The 21,148-nt window shown below is 32.8% G+C and carries 24 protein-coding genes and 1 pseudogene; 24 read left to right on the forward strand and 1 reads right to left on the reverse strand.

Features of this window, described 5'->3' with window-relative positions; translation table 11 throughout:
- The first annotated feature begins 300 nt into the window (after positions 1 to 300).
- The 11 genes from AC3ASS_RS07475 to rsmI all read left to right on the forward strand — a co-directional run bounded on the left by AC3ASS_RS07475 (position 301) and on the right by rsmI (position 7,983).
- On the forward strand, positions 301 to 498 hold the full coding sequence (locus AC3ASS_RS07475; protein WP_488282895.1) for a sigma factor G inhibitor Gin: 198 nt from the start codon (positions 301 to 303) through the stop codon (positions 496 to 498).
- A 113-nt stretch (positions 499 to 611) separates the two neighbouring features.
- Complete coding sequence (locus tag AC3ASS_RS07480) at positions 612 to 2,045, forward strand: aminotransferase class I/II-fold pyridoxal phosphate-dependent enzyme (protein WP_488282896.1); 1,434 nt, start codon at positions 612 to 614, stop codon at positions 2,043 to 2,045.
- Between the two features lie 21 nt (positions 2,046 to 2,066).
- The gene (gene tmk, locus AC3ASS_RS07485) at positions 2,067 to 2,717 is read left to right on the forward strand and encodes a dTMP kinase (RefSeq protein WP_488282897.1); all 651 of its coding nucleotides are present in this window, start codon (positions 2,067 to 2,069) and stop codon (positions 2,715 to 2,717) included.
- A gap of 181 nt (positions 2,718 to 2,898) precedes the next feature.
- Positions 2,899 to 3,228, forward strand: a complete 330-nt coding sequence (locus AC3ASS_RS07490; protein ID WP_488282898.1) for a cyclic-di-AMP receptor — start codon at positions 2,899 to 2,901, stop codon at positions 3,226 to 3,228.
- Positions 3,229 to 3,249: 21 nt separating this feature from the next.
- Positions 3,250 to 3,690, forward strand: a complete 441-nt coding sequence (locus tag AC3ASS_RS07495) for a YaaR family protein (protein ID WP_488282899.1) — start codon at positions 3,250 to 3,252, stop codon at positions 3,688 to 3,690.
- Between the two features lie 13 nt (positions 3,691 to 3,703).
- Entirely contained in the window at positions 3,704 to 4,696 is a 993-nt protein-coding gene (gene holB, locus AC3ASS_RS07500) for a DNA polymerase III subunit delta' (RefSeq protein WP_488282900.1), read from the forward strand.
- Between the two features lie 13 nt (positions 4,697 to 4,709).
- Entirely contained in the window at positions 4,710 to 5,537 is an 828-nt protein-coding gene (locus AC3ASS_RS07505) for a PSP1 domain-containing protein (RefSeq protein ID WP_488282901.1), read from the forward strand.
- Positions 5,538 to 5,550: 13 nt separating this feature from the next.
- Entirely contained in the window at positions 5,551 to 5,907 is a 357-nt protein-coding gene (gene yabA / locus AC3ASS_RS07510) for a DNA replication initiation control protein YabA (protein WP_488282902.1), read from the forward strand.
- Positions 5,908 to 6,111: 204 nt separating this feature from the next.
- Entirely contained in the window at positions 6,112 to 6,855 is a 744-nt protein-coding gene (locus tag AC3ASS_RS07515; protein WP_488282903.1) for a tRNA1(Val) (adenine(37)-N6)-methyltransferase, read from the forward strand.
- Entirely contained in the window at positions 6,842 to 7,111 is a 270-nt protein-coding gene (locus AC3ASS_RS07520) for a GIY-YIG nuclease family protein (protein WP_488282904.1), read from the forward strand. Before AC3ASS_RS07515 ends, AC3ASS_RS07520 begins: the two co-directional genes overlap by 14 nt.
- Entirely contained in the window at positions 7,108 to 7,983 is an 876-nt protein-coding gene (rsmI, locus tag AC3ASS_RS07525) for a 16S rRNA (cytidine(1402)-2'-O)-methyltransferase (RefSeq protein WP_488282905.1), read from the forward strand. The genes AC3ASS_RS07520 and rsmI overlap by 4 nt, the downstream gene beginning before the upstream one ends.
- Before the next feature lie 181 nt (positions 7,984 to 8,164).
- Here the strand turns inward: rsmI and abrB are convergent, their stop codons facing one another.
- On the reverse strand, positions 8,165 to 8,446 hold the full coding sequence (gene abrB, locus AC3ASS_RS07530; RefSeq protein WP_488282906.1) for a transition state genes transcriptional regulator AbrB: 282 nt from the start codon (positions 8,444 to 8,446) through the stop codon (positions 8,165 to 8,167).
- 496 nt (positions 8,447 to 8,942) lie between these two features.
- Between abrB and metG the strand changes: the two are divergent.
- The 13 genes and pseudogenes from metG to glmU form a co-directional block, all read left to right on the forward strand.
- Positions 8,943 to 10,913 (forward strand): annotated as a pseudogene (gene metG, locus AC3ASS_RS07535) (methionine--tRNA ligase); the annotation flags it as partial.
- A gap of 75 nt (positions 10,914 to 10,988) precedes the next feature.
- Positions 10,989 to 11,756, forward strand: coding sequence for a TatD family hydrolase (locus tag AC3ASS_RS07540; protein ID WP_488282907.1), 768 nt, complete (start codon positions 10,989 to 10,991; stop codon positions 11,754 to 11,756).
- A 217-nt stretch (positions 11,757 to 11,973) separates the two neighbouring features.
- On the forward strand, positions 11,974 to 13,167 hold the full coding sequence (locus AC3ASS_RS07545) for a resuscitation-promoting factor (RefSeq protein ID WP_488282908.1): 1,194 nt from the start codon (positions 11,974 to 11,976) through the stop codon (positions 13,165 to 13,167).
- Between the two features lie 180 nt (positions 13,168 to 13,347).
- The gene (gene rnmV / locus AC3ASS_RS07550) at positions 13,348 to 13,908 is read left to right on the forward strand and encodes a ribonuclease M5 (RefSeq protein ID WP_488282909.1); all 561 of its coding nucleotides are present in this window, start codon (positions 13,348 to 13,350) and stop codon (positions 13,906 to 13,908) included.
- On the forward strand, positions 13,901 to 14,779 hold the full coding sequence (rsmA, locus tag AC3ASS_RS07555; protein ID WP_488282910.1) for a 16S rRNA (adenine(1518)-N(6)/adenine(1519)-N(6))-dimethyltransferase RsmA: 879 nt from the start codon (positions 13,901 to 13,903) through the stop codon (positions 14,777 to 14,779). The genes rnmV and rsmA overlap by 8 nt, the downstream gene beginning before the upstream one ends.
- A gap of 133 nt (positions 14,780 to 14,912) precedes the next feature.
- Complete coding sequence (yabG, locus tag AC3ASS_RS07560) at positions 14,913 to 15,797, forward strand: sporulation peptidase YabG (RefSeq protein ID WP_488282911.1); 885 nt, start codon at positions 14,913 to 14,915, stop codon at positions 15,795 to 15,797.
- 210 nt (positions 15,798 to 16,007) lie between these two features.
- Complete coding sequence (gene veg / locus AC3ASS_RS07565; protein ID WP_488282912.1) at positions 16,008 to 16,277, forward strand: biofilm formation stimulator Veg; 270 nt, start codon at positions 16,008 to 16,010, stop codon at positions 16,275 to 16,277.
- Between the two features lie 245 nt (positions 16,278 to 16,522).
- The gene (locus tag AC3ASS_RS07570; RefSeq protein ID WP_488282913.1) at positions 16,523 to 16,699 is read left to right on the forward strand and encodes a small, acid-soluble spore protein, alpha/beta type; all 177 of its coding nucleotides are present in this window, start codon (positions 16,523 to 16,525) and stop codon (positions 16,697 to 16,699) included.
- A gap of 201 nt (positions 16,700 to 16,900) precedes the next feature.
- The gene (ispE, locus tag AC3ASS_RS07575) at positions 16,901 to 17,755 is read left to right on the forward strand and encodes a 4-(cytidine 5'-diphospho)-2-C-methyl-D-erythritol kinase (protein ID WP_488282914.1); all 855 of its coding nucleotides are present in this window, start codon (positions 16,901 to 16,903) and stop codon (positions 17,753 to 17,755) included.
- A gap of 67 nt (positions 17,756 to 17,822) precedes the next feature.
- Positions 17,823 to 18,641, forward strand: a complete 819-nt coding sequence (purR, locus tag AC3ASS_RS07580; protein WP_488282915.1) for a pur operon repressor — start codon at positions 17,823 to 17,825, stop codon at positions 18,639 to 18,641.
- A 19-nt stretch (positions 18,642 to 18,660) separates the two neighbouring features.
- The gene (locus tag AC3ASS_RS07585) at positions 18,661 to 19,038 is read left to right on the forward strand and encodes a RidA family protein (protein ID WP_488282916.1); all 378 of its coding nucleotides are present in this window, start codon (positions 18,661 to 18,663) and stop codon (positions 19,036 to 19,038) included.
- 170 nt (positions 19,039 to 19,208) lie between these two features.
- Entirely contained in the window at positions 19,209 to 19,499 is a 291-nt protein-coding gene (gene spoVG / locus AC3ASS_RS07590; RefSeq protein WP_488282917.1) for a septation regulator SpoVG, read from the forward strand.
- A 264-nt stretch (positions 19,500 to 19,763) separates the two neighbouring features.
- A complete protein-coding gene (gene glmU, locus AC3ASS_RS07595) occupies positions 19,764 to 21,134 on the forward strand; it encodes a bifunctional UDP-N-acetylglucosamine diphosphorylase/glucosamine-1-phosphate N-acetyltransferase GlmU (RefSeq protein ID WP_488282918.1) in 1,371 nt (456 codons plus the stop codon).
- Positions 21,135 to 21,148: the final 14 nt, after the last annotated feature.

Raw genomic sequence — 21,148 nt, forward strand, 5'->3', positions numbered from 1 at the left:
GTAGTTGGGGGTCTCCCCTGCGAGAGTAGGACGTTGCCAAGCAAAAGGAAAAGGCAGCCTTAAAGGGCTGCTTTTTTATTATGTAATAAATAGTAATCCTTTCTTAACTGTTTTATAATTAATCGCTTAAGACCGAATTTCGTAATAATCTGTTTTCATCGATTTTTTTAAGTTTAGAAATATACAAACACAAAAAAATGAATCCAACATAAATCTAACATACAAACATTTTTTTGAATCTTAAAAACTTGTATATATTTTTATAGATTTGTTCACAATAAAAATGTGGAGGTGGAGAATATGGAATTAAAAAAACAAATGGGGGAAAGTTGTATCATATGTGATAATATTAAGGTTGAAGGAATTCATCTATATGGATCATTTATTTGTCAAGAATGTGAGAAAAATATAATTAATACAAACACTAGTGATTCAAAATATCAATATTATTTAAAAAAACTAAGAAATATAACTTCACAAAAAATATATACCTCATGACATGGATGACATGTCTTTTTCTTTTGTATTCATTGAAACTTTAAACCGTTTCATTTATTTTAAATATCGTACATAATGAAATAGTTTAGAAGAAAAATAATAGGAGAAATATTATGGATCAAAGAAAAACTCCGTTATATGATGCTTTACTTCAACATGAAAAAAAACAACCCATTTCTTTTCACGTACCTGGACATAAAAATGGTTTCATATTTAATGAACATCATATGTTTAATGAAATTTCAAAGTATGATGTAACAGAATTATCAGGGCTAGATGATTTACATGCTGCTGAAGGAGTTATTTTTCAGGCGGAGCAGTTACTAGCAAATTTATATAAAGTAAAGAGAAGCTTTTTCCTAATTAATGGTAGTACGGTTGGAAACTTAGCTATGATTTTATCTTCCTTTCGAGAAGGAGATTGTGTATTAGTTCAAAAAAATTCCCATAAATCCATTATGAATGGACTTATATTAGCGGGTGTAAAGCCAATTTTTATTTCTCCGGAATATGATGAAGATATGCAAACTGCTGGTGGTATATTAGTGGATGATATCATAAATGCTTTAGAACAATTTCAAAACATAAAAGGAATTATCTTAACATATCCCAATTATTATGGGAAAACCTACAATCTAAAGCAAATCATTCAGATTGCACATAAAAAGCAAATACCGGTCCTAGTTGATGAAGCTCATGGACCTCATTTTATTTTAGGAGAACCATTTCCTCCATCAGCTGTTTCGTTAGGCGCTGATATTGTTGTTCATTCTGCCCATAAAATATTGCCCGCAATGACAATGGGTTCATTTTTACACTTCAATAGTGAATTATTAAATATAGATCGATTAATTAGTTTTTTACAAATATTACAATCGAGCAGTCCGTCTTATCCAATCATGGCATCTTTAGATTTAGCACGTTCTTATTTAGCTACTTTTAATAGCTATGATAAAGGATATACAATAAAAGAAGTGAGTGGATTTGTCCACCAATTAAAACAGTTAAGTCCACTAACAGTAATAGAAGATCAAAGTAAAGACCCGTTAAAAATTACTATTCGACATCCAAACATAACAGGATTCACCTTGCAAAGATATTTGGAAGAAGAGGGAATTTATCCTGAATTGGCGGATATACAAAATGTTTTATTAATAGCTCCATTATTAAAAAACAAACAAAACTATCCATTTGATGATACAATAGAAAAAATAAAAGTAGTTTTAACAAAAATTAATAGTACTGAACACTCTATTCATTCATTGAATAATAGTATAAAAAATATTAACGAAAAGTTTAGTATTATAAAATATTCATATAAAGAACTAAGTAAAATGGATTCATATTGGGTCCTTATAAGTGAAAGTATCGGAAAAATTGCTGCAGATTCTATTATCCCATATCCACCAGGAATCCCATATATCCTTTTAGGAGAAGAAATAACGGAAAAGAAAGTGGAAATTCTTGAGGTGTTAATAAAAGAAGGGTATCGTTTTCACGGTGGGATAAAAATAAAAGAGAAAAAGATCAAAGTTTTTAACAGCTAGTGTTATTATTTGGAGGGAATTATGAGTAAAGGTTTGTTTATTACATTAGAAGGTCCCGAAGGTGCAGGGAAAACAACGATATTAAAGAAAGTAGCTGAGTATTTTAAAGAGTTAAATCTCCCAATTGTTACAACTCGTGAACCGGGTGGAATAGATATTGCTGAACAAATAAGAGCAGTTATTTTAGATAAGAAAAATACGAAAATGGATCCAAAAACAGAGGCTTTATTATATGCAGCAGCAAGAAGGCAACATTTAGTTGAAAAAGTCATTCCAGCACTCAATGAAGGAGCCGTTGTCCTTTGTGATCGTTTTATTGATGCATCATTAGTATATCAAGGATTTGCAAGAGGAATTGGAATTGACGAAGTTTATATGATAAATCATTTTGCTGTAGAAGAGACTATGCCGAATCTAACCCTGCTTTTTGATATTGAACCAGAAATTGGGTTAGAAAGAATAAGAAAACATAATGGAAGAGAAGTTAATCGATTAGATTTAGAATCTTTAGAATTCCATCAAAAAGTACGTGAAGGGTATCATTTAATACTCGAAAAATTCCCAAATCGCGTAGTGAAAATTGATGCCAGTCGTGAACTTAACATCGTGTTGGAAGAAAGTATTGAAAATATAAAAAATGAAATGGTTTCAAAAGGTCTCCTTAAACAATAATCCAATCACTAAATTTTTTCATATGATAAAAATAAAAAACATTGAAAGACGACAGTAAACAGGATTTTTAATAACTTAAATGGAAATATATTTATACAAATATAGAAACGCCATAAAACTTAGAACATGATAAAATAAACAAAAAGAGTACGGATAGACTAATCTAAAAGGAGGGAGTATATTGAAATTAATATTTGCTGTCGTTCAAGATCAAGATAGTAACCGTTTATTAAAAGCGTTAACGGAATGCAATTTTAGAGTTACTAAATTAGCAAGTACTGGTGGCTTTTTAAGATCAGGCAATACAACATTTATCATTGGAACGGAAGATATTCGTGTTAATAAAGCGTTAGAGATTATTAAAGAAAATTGTAAATCAAGGGAACAATTAATCGCTCCTATTTCACCGATGGGAGGAAATGCAGATTCGTATGTTCCATATCCAGTTGAAGTAGAAGTTGGGGGAGCGACCGTTTTTGTATTACCGGTGGAACAATTTCACCAATTTTAAAGTTTTTTGGGGGTCAATTTTATGAAGATTAATCAAGATATCCGTTTGAAAATAGATAATGTTAGAAATGAACAAAAACATACGATTACTAGTAATGTTAAATTTGGGGAGTTAGTTCAGAAACAAGAAAAACATTTAAAAATGGAGCGTATTGAACTGCTTTTATCAAATATTGAGGAAGCAGGTTTACGATTAGCAAGGTCTAAAACGTTAAAAGACTTAGCAAAATATAAAAGTTTGGTTAAAAGTTTTATCAAAGAAACGATTGATTTTGGAATGGGATTAAAAAAATCTCAAAGCTGGAATCAATTTGGACAAACGAGGACGTTAAAAATTGTTGAAAAAATTGATGAAAAGCTTGTTGAATTAACTGACGAATTAATAGCTAAAGAACAAAAGGGTATTGATTTGTTGGACAAGCTTGGTGAAATAAAAGGACTATTAATTAACTTATATACATAAAAGGATGATTCGTTTGGCAAAGTCTTGGAATCAATTAGAATCTTGGCAACCTTCCGTCTTGCGTTTAATTAAGAATGTATTAATAAAAGGAAGAATTGCTCATGCATACATATTTTCAGGTCCAAAAGGTACAGGGAAACAAGAAATAGGATATTTATTTGCAAAAAGCTTATTTTGTGAGCAGCCGATAGATGATTATAAACCTTGTGAGGAATGCTCCAATTGTAAACGCATTAATAACTATAATCATCCGGACGTACATGTAATTGAACCGGACGGTAACTCTATAAAAAAAGAGCAAATAAAATCGTTACAGTATGAATTTTCAAAGAAAAGTGTAGAGTCTGAAAGAAAATTTTATATGATTGTACATGCTGAAAAGATGACAGCAAACGCTGCGAATACCTTATTGAAATTCCTCGAGGAACCTTCAAATCTTACAACGGCTATTTTGATCACGGAAAATATTCATCAAATACTACCTACTATTCTATCGAGATGTCAAATTTTAAATTTCACTCCCCTACCAATGAAGGAAATGATTTCACAACTAATTGAAAAAGGAATTCGTCCAGAGCGGGCTCCATTATTGGCCTCGATGACGAATAGTATTGATGAAGCTGTAAATCTTGAAAAAGATGAATGGTTTGCGCAAGCTCGAAAAATAATGTTAAAATTATATGAAGTATTATCTTCTCAAAACTTGATAGATGCACTATTATATATAGAAAATGAATGGTTGAATCACTTTAAAGATCGTAAACAAATGGACCAGTCATTAGACTTATTATTATATATATATAGGGATATTCTATATATACATTTAGGTAGAGAAGAGGATGTATTATTTAAAGATCAAATAGATTATTTTCGAAATAAAGCTTTGAAAATTTCCCCGAGTGATCTTTCAAAGCAAATGACATTTATTTTGGAGGCAAAAAAGAAATTACACTCCAATATGAATGCTCAGCTTTTAATGGAACAGCTTTTTCAAAAGCTTTCTTAAGGAGGGTTCATCCTTGTATAGTGTCGTAGGTGTCCGCTTTAAAAAAGCGGGTAAAATATATTATTTCGACCCAGGAGAATTACCGGTTCAGAAAGATGATTTCGTCATCGTGGAAACGGTTCGAGGAATAGAATACGGAAAGGTTGTCACCGGAATAAAAGAAGTAGAAGAAGAAGATGTCGTTTTACCTTTAAAAAAGGTTCTTCGAATTGCAGATGAAAAAGATCGATTAATTGTTGAAGAGAACAAACAGGAAGCAAAAGAGGCTTATGAAATTTGTTCTCAAAAAGTAATAGAACATAACCTAGATATGAAATTAGTAGATGTTGAATACACCTTTGATCGAAACAAAATAATCTTTTATTTTACGGCTGATGGACGTGTAGATTTTCGTGAGCTTGTTAAAGATTTGGCGGCTATTTTTAAAACTAGAATTGAATTGAGACAAATTGGAGTAAGAGACGAGGCTAAAATGCTAGGTGGGATTGGACCTTGCGGGCGAATGCTTTGCTGTTCTACCTTCTTAGGTGATTTTGAGCCAGTTTCTATAAAAATGGCAAAAGATCAAAACTTGTCACTAAACCCAACAAAAATTTCTGGATTATGTGGACGTTTAATGTGTTGCTTAAAATATGAAAATGATGAATATGAATCAGCAAAAGAACAGTTACCTGATTTAGGAGAATATGTTGAGACTAACAACGGATTAGGAAAAGTAGTTGGATTAAATATTTTAGAAAGAGTCATTCAAATTGAGCTAATTGAACAAGAAAAGGTCGTTGAATACACACTAGATGAAATTATTGCAGAAGGTGCCGTTTCTATTCAAGCCACAGATTGACGAGGTGGAGCTTGTGAATAAAAAAGAAATTTTTGATTTTGTGAGTAATATGGAGTTAAAAATCGGTCACCTTTATCAACAATTAGGTGAATTAAAAGAACTATTAGCCGATATTCTTGAAGAAAATCATGCCTTGAAACTTGAAAATGATCATTTGCGAAAAAGATTAGATGGTGAAAGCAAAAATCAAACCAATGAAAAGAATCGGAAAAGTGAGAAAGGTTCAAGGAAACTTGTAGATATCGGTGAAGGATATGATAATTTAGCCCGCCTTTATCAAGAGGGGTTCCATATTTGTAACCTGCATTTTGGAAGTTTAAGAAAAGAAGGGGATTGCCTATTTTGCCTCTCTTTTTTAAATAAAAAGTAATCGACCTCTATTAAGTGAGGGATTGCACCAAAAAAGTTAGAGTTAAAAACTCGCTATTGGGAGCAGTACCATAGTGGACTTTTTTACTCCTTTTTTGGGGCACCTTGCGATTCAACACAGCATCTTGTAATATGAATTCAAAGACTTGTTGGACACCTAGTTGGGTGTTCTATTTTTATTTAGATAGAATGGATGGAGGAACTTATGGTACATCTTGAAGGTGATGAAAGACTAGACTATTTATTAGCAGAAAATATGAAAATTATTCAAAGCCCTAGTGCATTTGCATTTTCTTTAGATGCCGTGTTATTGGCTAAATTTACATATGTGCCAATTCAAAAAGGAAATATTATTGATTTATGTACCGGAAATGGGGTCATCCCATTGTTATTAAGTTTACGAACGAAGGGGAATATTACCGGTATAGAAATACAGGAAAAATTATATAGCATGGCGAAAAGAAGTGTAGAATATAACCATTTACAACACCGAATTTCTATTATAAAAGGAGATATTCGAAATATTGCTGATCAAATTGGTTATGGGAAGTTTGATGTAGTAACCTGTAACCCTCCTTACTTTCCAACTCCATCAAAGGCAGAAATCAATGAAAATGAACATTTAGCCATTGCAAGGCATGAAATTTTATGTACATTAGAAGATGCTATTAAGTCTAGTAGTCAGCTAGTAAAACCAGGTGGGAAAGTTTCATTTGTACATAGACCACAAAGACTTTTAGATATACTGTTGTTAATGAGAAAATATAACATAGAACCAAAGCGATTACGTTTTGTTTATCCAAAATTGAATAAAGAAGCTAATACAATTTTAGTAGAAGGAATAAAGAACGGAAATCCAGATTTAAAAGTACTTCCTCCACTTTATGTTTATGATGAAAACAATGAATATACCAAGGAAATGAAGGAAATTCTTTATGGTGGAAAATAAAATCCATTATTTTTATGTTCTAAAATGTTCTGACGGGAGTTTCTATGGTGGATATACCACACATTTATTAAAAAGAATAGAAGCTCATAATCAAGGAAAAGGGGCAAAATATACCCGTTCCCGCAGACCGATAAAGCTTATTTATTTTGAAATATATAAGCAAAAATCCTCCGCACTTCAAGCAGAATATCGATTTAAAAAGTTAAGGAGAAGAGAAAAGATTGAGTATATGAAAATAGGAGGATACCAACCATGAAGCAACAAAAAAGTTTTGAAGAAGGATATGAAAAAGGAATATTATATTTAGTGCCTACTCCAATTGGAAACTTAGAAGATATTACCTTTCGTGCAATTTCTACTTTAAAAGATGTTGATTGGATTGCTGCTGAAGATACAAGAAATACAAAAAAGCTTTGTAACTATTTTGATATCCAAACACCATTAATAAGCTATCATGAACATAATAAAGAAAAAAGTGGGAAACATATTATTCAATTATTAGAAGAAGGAAAAAAAGTTGCCATTGTTAGCGATGCTGGCATGCCGGCGATATCGGATCCTGGTTTTGATATTGTTAGTTGGGCACTTGAAAAGGATTTTAAAGTGATCTCATTACCAGGTGCAAATGCGGCATTAACTGCTTTAACAGCTTCAGGCTTACCACCACAACCTTTTTATTTTTACGGTTTTTTAAATAGGAAGAAAAAAGACCGAATCATAGAATTAGAGAAAATGAAATATATTAAAGATACAATTGTATTTTACGAAGCACCTCATAGACTCAAGGATACCACTGAAACAATATTAGAAGTATTTGGAGATAGAAAAATTGTTTTAGCTAGAGAATTAACGAAAAAATATGAAGAATATATCCGAGGTACATTGAGAGATATTATTGGTTGGATTGATGAAAATGAAGTTCGCGGTGAATTTTGTATTATCGTTGAAGGTACGATGGAAGAAGAGCAAAAAGAAGAGTGTTTTTGGGAGAACTTATCGTTAAATGAACATGTACAAACATACATAAATCAAGGTTATTCAACTAAAGAAGCAATTAAGAAAGTAGCTGCGGATAGAAACTTGTCAAAAAGAGATGTGTATCGGGAATTCCATACGAAAGAAGAATAATGTAATTTATTGAATGTATAATCACCTTCATACCAAAGGTGATTTTTTTATTTTGATCAAAACTAGTACAAATTAACTAGTACTTAGTAAAAACAATAAAAAAACTGCCATTCTCTAAAAATTATTAGATGGCAGCATAAATTAATATTTATCCATATGAACGAAGTTGTATATGGTTACCTTATTTTTTGCCGAAAGCTTTTTCAATTTCTTGCATTAGTATTTCTGCACCTTCGCGGCTTAATACTAATTTTCCATTGTTTAATGAAATATTATCGTCTGAAACTTCGCCGGTGATAACACATGTCATGTTTGGTTTATATTTCTTTAGTATGATTTTTTCATCATCAACGTAGATTTCTAAAGCATCTTTTTCTTCAATCCCTAATGTGCGACGGAGTTCGATTGGAATTACAACTCTACCAAGTTCGTCAACTTTTCTAACAATACCCGTTGATTTCATTAATGTTACTCCTCTCCCTATCATATTTTTATTGGTAATTATTCTTCGTCATTATTCGACATATTTCTGCATAATTAAATAATACCAACGTTTCCCATATACGTCAATAATTTTATTTTCCCAACTTTTTTAAATTTTAAACATGATTTTAATAGAATATAAATTTAAATTTGTAATAGCACGAACGCAGAAATAATGGAAAATTGAGAGAGAAAAAATATTTTTCGACAAAAAAGCAAGAAACCATCTATTTTTGTCGAATAATTGATAACGTAACTTGCTATAATAAATTATTCTTTTTATTATTGTAGATTATGAGGGTAATTGGAAAAGTTGTAAGATTTTCCTTATAAGTTTTGTTAGAGGTAAGACGGTGGACTTAAATTTTAACAATCACTTGTCAAAAGATGAAGAAATAATGTATGAACATTGTGAATAGAGGTTACGATTGTTTATAATATTTATAATATAATAAGAAGGTTTTACTACGGAGGTAAAAAAGATGGAAGAAAAATTAAAGACCTTTTACATAACAACACCGATTTATTATCCAAGCGGGAATTTACATATTGGCCATGCCTACACTACTGTTGCTGGGGATGCAATGTCTCGGTATAAACGTTTACGTGGATATGATGTAATGTTTTTAACAGGAACGGATGAACATGGTCAGAAAATTCAACGAAAAGCAGAAGAAAAAGGGGTTACCCCACAAGAATATGTGGACGATATTGTTTCTGGAATAAAAAAATTATGGGATAAATTAGATATATCATATAATGATTTCATTCGTACAACTGAAGATCGCCATAAAAAAGTAGTTGAAAAAATCTTTAAAAAATTACTAGACTCTGGTGATATTTATTTGGATGTATATGAAGGATGGTATTGTACACCTTGTGAATCGTTTTTCACTGAACGTCAACTTGAGAATGGAAATTGTCCTGATTGCGGTCGACCGGTAGAAAAGGTAAAAGAAGAATCATACTTCTTCAAAATGAGTAAATATGTGGATCGATTATTAAAATTCTATGAAGAGAATCCACAATTTATCCAACCAGAATCAAGAAAAAATGAAATGATTAACAATTTTATAAAACCTGGATTAGAGGACTTAGCGGTTTCGCGAACAACTTTTGATTGGGGGATCAAAGTTCCGGGGGATCCTAAACATGTGATCTATGTTTGGATAGATGCGCTTTCCAATTACATTACGGCTTTAGGGTATGGAACAGAAGATGATTCTAAATACTTAAAATATTGGCCAGCTGATGTACACCTTGTAGGAAAAGAGATTGTTCGATTCCATACTATTTATTGGCCAATAATGTTAATGGCCCTAGACTTACCTTTACCTAAAAAAGTATTTGCGCACGGTTGGTTATTAATGAAAGATGGAAAAATGTCTAAATCGAAAGGGAATGTCGTAGATCCTGTAACATTAATTGACCGTTACGGACTAGATGCATTACGGTATTATCTATTAAGAGAAGTACCTTTTGGTGCAGATGGCGTATTTACACCAGAAGGTTTTATCGAGCGAATCAACTATGATTTGGCTAATGATTTAGGAAATTTATTAAATCGAACCATTGCCATGATTGAAAAATATTTTGATGGTACGATTCCAACATATCAAGGATCCAACGGTGAGTTTGATAAACAGCTTTTAGAAATGAACAAAACAACGGTGCATAAATATGAAGAGGCCATGGAAAAAATGGAATTTTCAGTTGCTTTAACTGCTCTATGGCAGCTAGTGAGCAGAACGAATAAATATATTGATGAAACTCAACCTTGGGTATTAGCAAAAGATGAATCAAAACGTGAAGAATTAGGAAATGTTATGGTTCATTTAGCTGAATCTTTAAGATTTATCGCTGTATTATTACAACCGTTTTTAACGCAAACACCAAAGAAAATATTTAGTCAATTAAATATAACAGATCCTTATCTTCAGTCTTGGGAAAGTTTAGAAACATTTGGATTAATTCCATCAGGAACAAAGGTCGTAAAAGGTGATCCATTATTCCCACGTTTAGAACTTGAAGAAGAAGTACAGTATATAAAAGAAAAAATGAAAGGGAATTCTCAAGAATCAAACGAAAAGAAAAAGGAATCAACGGGAGAAGAAGGAAAACAACCGGAAATTTCCATTGATGATTTTATGAAGGTTGATATGCGAGTGGCATTAGTAGAGCATGCAGAACCAGTTAAAAATGCTGATAAATTATTAAAGTTAAAGCTCGATTTAGGATATGAAAAAAGACAAGTGGTTTCGGGAATTGCTAAACATTATAAACCAGAAGAGTTAATTGGCAAAAAGGTTATTTGTATAACGAACTTAAAACCTGTAAAACTACGTGGAGAACTATCTCAAGGTATGATTTTAGCAGGTGAAAAAGATGGTATACTTTCTTTGGCAACAGTAGATGAGAAATTGCCTTTAGGAGCAAAGGTTAAATAATGAATGGTTAATAATATGAAGCTCAATCTCCACTTGAGATTGAGCTATTCTATGTTTAGTAAAGGAGAAGATCAAATGCTTTTCGATACACATACACACTTAAATGCAGAACAATATAAAGAAGACATGAAAGAAGTGATTCAGCGGGCAAAACAAGAAGGAATTAGTTATATGGCTGTTGTTGGATTTGATCGACCAACGATTTCTAAGGCCATTGAAATTGCAGAAAAATATTCTTTTATTTATGCAATTGTTGGATGGCATCCAGTAGATGCTATTGATATGACAGAAGAAGATTTGCTTTGGATTGAACAATTAGCAAGTCATCCAAAAGTTGTCGCATTAGGTGAGATGGGACTCGATTATTATTGGGACAAATCTCCAAAAGACATCCAAAAAGACGTGTTCCGGAAACAAATCCGATTAGCGAAAAAAGTAAAGCTTCCGATAGTTATCCATAACAGGGATGCTACAGAGGATATAGTAACAATCTTAAAGGAAGAAAATGCTTCGGAAGTTGGAGGAATCATGCACTGTTTTAGCGGAAGTCCCGAGATTGCAAAAGAGTGTATAAAAATGAACTTTTATATTTCTTTAGGTGGTCCTGTTACTTTTAAGAATGCTAAAAAGCCAAAAGAAGTAGCAAAAGAAGTTCCGCTAGATAAGCTGTTAATAGAAACAGATTGTCCTTACTTAACACCGCACCCTTATCGTGGAAAAAGAAATGAACCTGCTTATGTAAAACTAGTAGCAGAAGAAATTGCGATGATTAAAGGGATTTCGCTGGAAGAATTAGCAAAAACTACTACTGAAAATGCAAAAAAATTATTCGGCATAAAATAATAATAATTATGTCAAATGGTTAAGAATTTTGTTGAAAGTTAACAAGTTTCTAGCTTGTTTTACATTACTCTCCCTTCTCCAAAATATGGTTGTCGATAACTTTTCCTTTCTTTTTTAAAGGATATAGTTCATAATAAATGATACCTTGCGGGATTAAAAGGTTGACAGCCGTCTAGTAGTCCTTTATAATCTCTCCGAGGAGAAGAGGAGGAATTTCATGATAATAAAAAGCATGAAAACCCTGTTTTCTAGGCCAATGAGCAGAAAAAGGCTGTCTGTTTTAGTTGCAAGTTTAATAGTTTTATTGACTGCAACATCTTTTTTCATTTATGAAGGAACAAAGAAAACAGTCACAGTTACACTAGATGGAGAAGTAAAGGTTATAAAAACTCATGCAGATACAGTTAAAGATTTATTAAAAGATTTAAATATTAAAACTCGCTCAGAGGACTATGTGGTTCCCGCATTAAGTGAAAAGATAAAGAATGATATGAAGGTTGTTTGGGAACCTGCAAAACAGGTAACTATTACAATTGATGGTAAGGAAAGTAAGTATTGGACTACAGCAAATACTGTAGGAGAATTTTTAAAAGAACAGAATATTGTTGTTGAAGAACATGATAAGCTAAATGTTGAACAAGATTCTAAAATTAAAAACGACCTAATCATCACCCTAGAAAAAGCATTCAGTATCAAACTTGTAGATGGTGGTAAAGAAAAACAGGTATTAACCACTTCGACTACTGTCGCTGACTTTTTAAAGCAACAAGGAATCAAACTCAACGATTTAGATAAGGTTGAGCCTAAATTAAAGGAAAAAATACAAAAAGATTCTGTCGTCAATATCATCCGAGTTGAAAAAGTCACCGATGTAGTGGAAGAAACGATTAATTTTGCTGTTGAAAATCGTAATGATCATACACTAGCTAAAGGATCGCAAAAAGTTATTCAGCAAGGTGAAAAGGGCCTTAAAAAGAAAGAGTTTGAAGTAATTTTAGAAAATGGTAAAGAAGTTTCTAGAAAATTAATTAAAGAAGAAGTAGTTAAAAATTCTAAAACAAAAATTGTAGCGATTGGTACGAAAGAAATACTTCAAACGACTTCTCGTGGAGATCAAATAGTTAATGAATTTTATGCAGAAGCTACTGCATACACAGCTTATTGTAATGGTTGTAATGGATATACTGCCACGGGAATTGATTTGAGAGCAAATCCGAATATGAAGGTGATTGCTGTTGACCCATCTGTAATCCCGTTAGGAACTAAAGTTTGGGTAGAAGGATATGGTTATGCCATTGCGGCAGATACGGGTAAAAATATTAAAGGGAAGAGAATTGATTTATTTTTCCCAACTAAAACGGATGCTTATCGTTGGGGGAGAAAAACGGTTAAGATAAGAATATTAAAATAAAAAATGGGTGCAGAGGAATTTTTTCCTCTGCCTTTTTATGTTGGAGAAGAGGACGTTTATACAAAAAGGAAAATGAATTATACTAATTGTACAATTTCAGAAACCTTTTTGTATCCTTTTATATATTAGACGAAACAATTGTAAAAAGGTTGCAATATTTTTTATAAAATAGGAGGAAATATGAAGATTAAAGAAATTATAGTTGTAGAAGGTAAAGATGATACAGTAGCGATAAAAAGAGCGGTTGATGCTGATACAATAGAAACAAATGGATCCGCCATAAATGAAGAAACCATCAACAAGATTCGATTGGCGCAAAAAAAAAGAGGAGTAATAATTTTTACAGATCCAGATTTTCCAGGAGAAAAAATTCGAAAACAAATTTCAGAAAAAGTCCCCGGCTGCATCCATGCATTTTTACCAAAGCATTCGGCTAGGCCAAAGTCTGGTAAGGGAATTGGTGTTGAACATGCAAGTCCAGAAGATATAAGAGAAGCGTTGAAATGTGCTCATGTAATGAATGAAGAATCAAGTGAGGAAATTACGGTAGATGAATTAATGAAATATGGATTACTTGGTGGTGAAGGGGCGAAGGCAAGAAGAGAACGATTAGGAGAAATTTTAAAAATTGGATATGCCAATGGTAAACAGTTACATAAACGATTAATGATGTTTCAAATATCCAAAAGTTCTTTTCTATCTGCAATTAAACAAATGAATCAGGAGGATTATTATGAATAAAGATATTGCTACTCCCATAAGAACGAGGGCAATTTTAGAGAAGTACGGTTTTTCTTTTAAAAAAAGTTTAGGACAAAATTTCTTAATCGATACAAATATTTTGAGGAAAATCGTTGACAGTGCCAACATTAACACTCAGACGGGCGTCATTGAAATTGGTCCAGGTATCGGTGCATTAACAGAACAACTTGCAAAACAAGCAAAAAAAGTTATTTCATTTGAGATTGATCAAAGGTTAATTCCGATATTAAATGAAACTCTTGCCCCGTATCCAAACGTAAAAATTATCCCTGAAGATATATTAAAAGCAGATGTTCGTAATGCCATTGAAGAAGAATTAGCCGAAGTGGAAAAAATTATGGTGGTCGCTAATTTACCATATTATATAACGACACCAATAATTATGAAGTTGCTTGAAGAACAATTGCCTATCAGCGGGCTGGTTATGATGTTGCAAAAAGAAGTAGCTGATCGAATGAGTGCAAAGCCTGGTACGAAAAACTACGGATCTTTATCAATTGCTGTACAATATTATACTAAAGCAGAAATTGTGATGACCGTACCAAAAACCGTTTTTGTTCCACAACCAAATGTTGATTCAGCCGTCATAAAATTGACTATGAGAGAACAACCTTTAGTAAAAGTTATAAACGAAGACTTTTTCTTCTTTATTACGAAATCATGTTTTGCACAAAGGAGAAAAACCCTTTTAAATAATTTAACTAGCCAACTTCCTAAAGGGAAAGAAAAAAAAGATACGATATTAAAAATATTAAACGATTTGGATATTGACCCTGTAAGGCGTGGAGAATCATTAACTATTGAGGAGTTTGCGAAATTAAGTAATGAGTTGTACCCTTATTTTTCTTAATCGATATAGACCTATATGCACCTCATCAAGGTGCTTTTTTTTATACTTTTCTTAAAGTAACCACTCCGTGAATAATTGCATAGCCTATGAAAGAATAGTTGCTTTAGAAATAGAAAATCATGGAGAGGGTACCATGGGGATAGAGATTAATCAAATAGTCGGAAGACGATCTTATAATTGTGACCTTGCTTTTAGAGTCATTGATATATTTGAGGAAAATGGCGAAAAAATAGCCATCTTATATGGTGAAGATATTCGGTTAATTGCAGATGCTCCTTTTTCTGATTTAGTAGAGCTTGACTCCCGGTCAATGAAAAAAATACTTGAACCATACCAAGAACTCGAGCAACAATCTTATCATCTATTTAGACAAGAAATAAATATGTTAAAGGAAAAACGGGAATATGAGGCAACAAGTGGATATAGTTCGGACCATGTATATTTTCATATACCGGGACGTGTGTTGCACATGGATGGGGATCCGGCATATTTAAAAAAATGCTTACAATTATATGAAAAAATTGGGGTACCTGTTATAGGCATTCATTGTGAAGAGGAAGAAATGCCTTACAGAGTAGGGTTTTATATTGAAAAATACAGACCAGACATTTTAGTAATAACAGGACATGATTCATATTCAAAATCAAAAGGTAAAAAATCTGATTTAAATGCATATCGCCATTCTAAGCATTTCGTAATGACAGTTAAAGAGGTTAGAAAGCTATACCCTAATCGCGATCAGTTAATTATTTTCGCAGGTGCATGTCAATCTCATTTTGAATCGTTAATCCAAGCAGGTGCTAATTTTGCAAGCTCTCCTTGGAGAGTAAACATCCATGCACTAGATCCCGTTTATATTGTTGCTAAAATTAGTTTTACACCGTTCACAGAAAGAATTCATGTTTGGGATATATTACGCAATACTTTGACTGGAGAAAAGGGTATAGGAGGAATTGAAACAAAAGGTTTACTTAGGATCGGTATGCCATTTATTCCAAGTGTAGATGATGATGAATGATTTGACACTGAAAATAGTGTCTTTTTTTCTTATTTCAGAAAAAAATACATATTATAGGAAAAATTCGGGAAGGCTATTTTTGTAGAAAAAAGTCAGATTTTATTATGCAAAAAAGATTGACAAACAAATTACTTGGCTGATATAATTTATATTTTTATTTGACTAATGGAAGGAAACCTGTTATACTAAATATTAGTGAGGTGGACCGATATGCCAAATAAATTAGCCGATATTAAAAAAACACTTGATTCCAATTTAGGAAAAAGATTATTGTTAAAAGCTAATGGCGGACGTAGAAAAACAATCGAACGTACCGGTATTTTAGCTGAAACTTATCCATCTGTTTTTGTTGTTGAACTTGATCAAGATGAGAATGCTTTTGAAAGAGTATCATACAGCTATGCAGATGTTTTAACACAAACGGTTCAACTAACGTTTTATGATGACACAAATGGAAATGTTGCTATAGCTCGGCAGTAGACAAATAGGTGTTTACTGCTTTTTTATTGTTTAGGAAAAATATCATTTACTACTTTTCTAAGGATAGCTCCGGTTCCTCTAACGCAAGAACAATTCCCCATGATTAATTTTTTCCGTGTTTCTTATTTATAAGCGAGAACACGCGTTTATACGAGGCTCAAATGTGTCTTATGGTTCTTTATACATAAAATGATGGCATTAGAGGACAATAAAAATGTCACAACATGAGAAAGGGGATGTTGCGTTTGGGCAGAAGAAAAGGGGTAATGTCTGATCAATTGAAAGAAGAAATTGCTAAAGAGCTTGGATTTTATGATGTTGTGCAAAAAGAAGGATGGGGCGGAATTCGTGCTAGAGATGCAGGAAATATGGTTAAACGCGCCATTGAAATAGCAGAAGAACAACTTGCCAAGCGAAAATAGCGTTACCCGTGCTCAATACAATAAGGAAATTCATGTTGTGACCCGAGGCTTTTCGCCTCGGTTTTTTCTTTTTCAATTAGGTAGAAGAATAAAAGAAATGACACTTGAAAATATTGAAGATGTAGTATATCAATAAATAAGATTTATTATATGATAGAATAGGACAAAATTATACATAATAGTTAAAAGTAGGTGGATGAGTTGAAAGTTCACGTAAAAGCTCCTGCAAAGATAAATTTAACATTAGATGTGCTTGGAAAAAGAGATGATGGTTATCACGAAGTAGAAATGGTTATGACAACCGTCGACTTGGCAGACCGAATTGAAATTACGGATAAGAAAGAAAATTCTATTTCGATATTATCCCATAATCGTTTTGTACCGGATGATGAAAGAAATTTAGCATATAAAGCAGCTAGTTTATTAAAACAAAAATTTAATATCCAAACAGGTGTTAACATTAAAATTGAGAAAAATATCCCTGTCGCTGCAGGATTAGCAGGGGGAAGCAGTGATGCTGCTGCCACTTTAAAAGGGTTAAATCAACTATGGAATTTAGGTTTAACGATTAATGAGTTGGCACAAATTGGAGCGGAAATAGGATCAGATGTAAGCTTTTGTGTATATGGTGGGACTGCTTTAGCAAAAGGAAGGGGAGAAATTATACAGCCTTTACCTGCACCACCAAAATGCTGGGTAATTTTGGCGAAGCCTTCAATTGGAGTGTCAACTTCAGAAGTTTACGGTAAGTTGGATCTCTCAGGGTTAGTTCATCCAGATACAAAAAAAATGATTGAGGCTATAAAAACTCGTAATTATGAACAAATGTGTGAAAATCTTGGAAATGTGTTAGAAAGTGTAACATTAAATTTGTATCCGGAAGTGAAACAAATAAAATCATATATGAAACGATTTGGTGCTGATGCCGTTTTAATGAGTGGGAGCGGTCCTACCGTTTTCGGACTTGTTAGATATGATTCAAGATTACAAAGGATTTATAACGGTTTAAGAGGTTTTTGTAATCAAGTCTATGCGGTAAGACTGTTGGGAGATTGAGGCTTGTATAAAACCGTACATTATTGTAATATTTATAAAAAATATTCGGTTTTAGGAGGTGAGTCGTATGAAAGTAAAAAGAAGTGAACGTTTATTAGATATGATTCATTATTTGCAGAGTCGGCCAAATGAATTAGTCCCGTTAAACTATTTTTCTGAAAAATTCCAAGCTGCAAAATCTTCTATTAGTGAGGATTTAACAATATTAAAGAATTTTTTTGAAAAAGAAGGAACCGGAACTTTACATACAGTTGCGGGAGCATCTGGTGGAGTCAAATACATAGTTAAGATGAATGATGAACAAGCGAAGAAAATTATTCAAGAACTTTGTGAATATATTGCTAAACCAGATCGGCTTCTTCCAGGCGGGTATTTATATATGGCAGATATCGTAGGCAACCCGAGAATCATGAATAATGTAGGAAAATTATTTGCTACCAAATATGCAAATCATAAAATTGATGCCGTAATGACAGTGGCAACAAAAGGAATTCCATTAGCATTTTCTACTGCTAGCTATCTAAATGTACCAGTGGTCATCGTCCGAAGAGACAGTAAAGTTACGGAGGGGTCGACTGTAAGTATAAACTACGTTTCAGGCTCATCTAAACGAATACAATCGATGGTATTAGCAAAAAGGAGCTTAAAAGAAGGTTCGAATGTATTAATCGTTGATGATTTTATGAAAGCCGGAGGAACGATCAACGGAATGATTAATCTTCTAGAAGAATTTAATGCAAAAACTGCGGGAATCGCTGTATTAGTAGAGGCAGAAAAAACTGAGGAACGTCTAGTTGACAATTATATATCGTTAGTTCGATTATCTGATGTTGATATGAAGGAAAAACAGATTCAGGTTTATGAAGGTAATTATTTTTCTTTATAAATAATGGGAGGGAAAGGAAATGAAATATATTAAAACAAATAAGGCTCCTCAAGCTATTGGACCTTATGAACAAGCGATTGTAGTTAACAATATGGTGTATACTTCTGGTCAAATACCATTAAAGCCAAACGGGGAATTAGTCAATGGAAGCATTCAAGAACAAACACACCAAGTATTTAAAAATTTAGAAGCAATATTGAAAGAAGCGGGTTCTTCACTAGAAACAGTTGTAAAAGTCACAGTATTTTTGAAAAACATGGATCAATTCCAAGAAATGAATGAAGTTTATGCCCAATATTTTGATACACATAAACCTGCACGATCATGCATTGAAGTTAGTAGACTTCCAAAAGATGTATTAATAGAAATCGAAGTAGTAGCATTAGTAAAAAATTAATAAAAGTTGCTTTGTAATCTTTTGGTTGCAAAGCATTTTTTATTTATTGAATATTTTTTGAAAAAACGACTAATTTTTCAAAAAAATTTTAAGATTTTAGAAGGATTATAGAAAGCCGTGTTGAATTATAAAAAAGCAAAGACCATTTTGAATTAAAGGTGGTGAACATAATGGAAGTTACAGACGTAAGATTACGCCGCGTGAATACTGATGGACGAATGAGAGCAATTGCCTCAATTACTCTTGATAATGAATTTGTCGTTCATGATATTCGCGTAATCGATGGCAATAATGGTTTGTTTGTTGCTATGCCTAGCAAACGTACTCCAGACGGAGAATTCCGTGACATTGCACACCCAATTAACTCTAACACTAGAGGGAAAATTCAAGATGCAGTATTAGCGGAGTATCATCGTTTAGGAGAACAAGAGGTAGAATTAGAAGAAGCTGGAGCATCCTAATCGTTTTGAAAAAACACCCGAGAGCCTACTTTATAAATGATAGGCTCTTTTTTATTCCATAAATTATATCAATTACCCTTTGTCCTTTTATTTTGGAATGGACAAAGGGTTTATTTATGATTCCTCCCAACATTTTCCTTCTATTACTTTCATTCCCATGTTTAACAATATAAAAAAATGTGTACTTTTTTGTCCTTCCTTGAAATACACCAGTAATTAAGATATATTTTATATGGATAATTAGACAGATATATGGAGGATATTATGTCAAATCTCTTTTCAATCATTTTAGCTGCCGGACAAGGGACTAGAATGAAATCAAAATTATATAAAGTTTTACATCCGGTGTGCGGAAAACCAATGGTCCAACATGTTGTCGATCAAGTTTCGCGACTCAAAATGGAACAAATAGTAACAGTAGTTGGATATGGTGCGGAAAAAGTAAAAGAGCAATTAGATGGACAAACCACATTCGTATTGCAAGAAGAACAATTAGGTACAGCTCATGCCGTTTTGCAAGCAAAATCACTTCTCGGTAATAAGGAAGGTATTACACTGGTCGTTTGTGGTGACACACCACTTATAAGAGCAGAAACAATGCAAGCATTAATTGACTTACATGAAAAGTCTAATGCTAAAGCCACCATTCTTACTGCTTTTGCAAATGATCCAACAGGATATGGACGTATTATTCGCAATGAAGAAGGTTTGGTTAGTAGAATTGTGGAGCATAAAGATGCTACAGAGGAAGAGAAAAAGGTAAAAGAAATCAACACAGGCACATATTGTTTTGATAATTTAGCAATGTTCCAAGCGTTAGAAAAGGTTTCTAATGATAATGCTCAAGGAGAGTATTATTTACCAGACGTCATTGAAATTCTCAAGTCTGAAGGTCAAATAATAGCCGCATATCAGACGAATCAAATGGATGAAACGTTAGGCGTAAATGATCGGGTAGCATTAGCGGAAGCGGAAAAAATAATGAGACGGAGAATAAATGAATCCCTTATGAAAGAAGGGGTAACCATTATCGATCCGGAACACACATACATTGATAATGATGTCATCATTGGTCAAGATACGATTATTTACCCAGGTACAATTATTAAAGGTAAAACTATTATTGGATCTGAGTGTGAAATAGGTCCGAATAGTGAAATTCATGACTGTAAAATTGGCGATCGGACAAAAATTAAACAATCAGTAGCTTCTAATTCGGAAATCGGATCAGATGTCAATATTGGACCGTTTGCACATATCAGACCAGAGACTTCTATTGGAAATGAAGTGAAAATTGGTAACTTTGTTGAATTAAAAAAATCTCAATTTGGAGATAGGAGTAAGGCATCTCATTTAAGTTATATTGGCGATGCTCAAGTTGGAACCGATGTGAATATCGGTTGCGGTTCGATAACAGTTAATTATGATGGGAAAAATAAGCATTTAACAAAGATTGAGGACGGTGCCTTTATCGGTTGTAACTCTAATTTGGTAGCTCCTTTAACAATAGGAAAAGGTGCTTATGTAGCAGCTGGTTCAACGATTACAACGGACGTCCCGGGTGAAGCGCTATCCATTGCTCGTGCCCGTCAAGTTAATAAAGAAGACTATGTGAAAAAGTTAAAACTAAAATAAAATGGGGGTACTTT

The organism is Bacillus sp. JST-5, assembly GCF_057747715.1.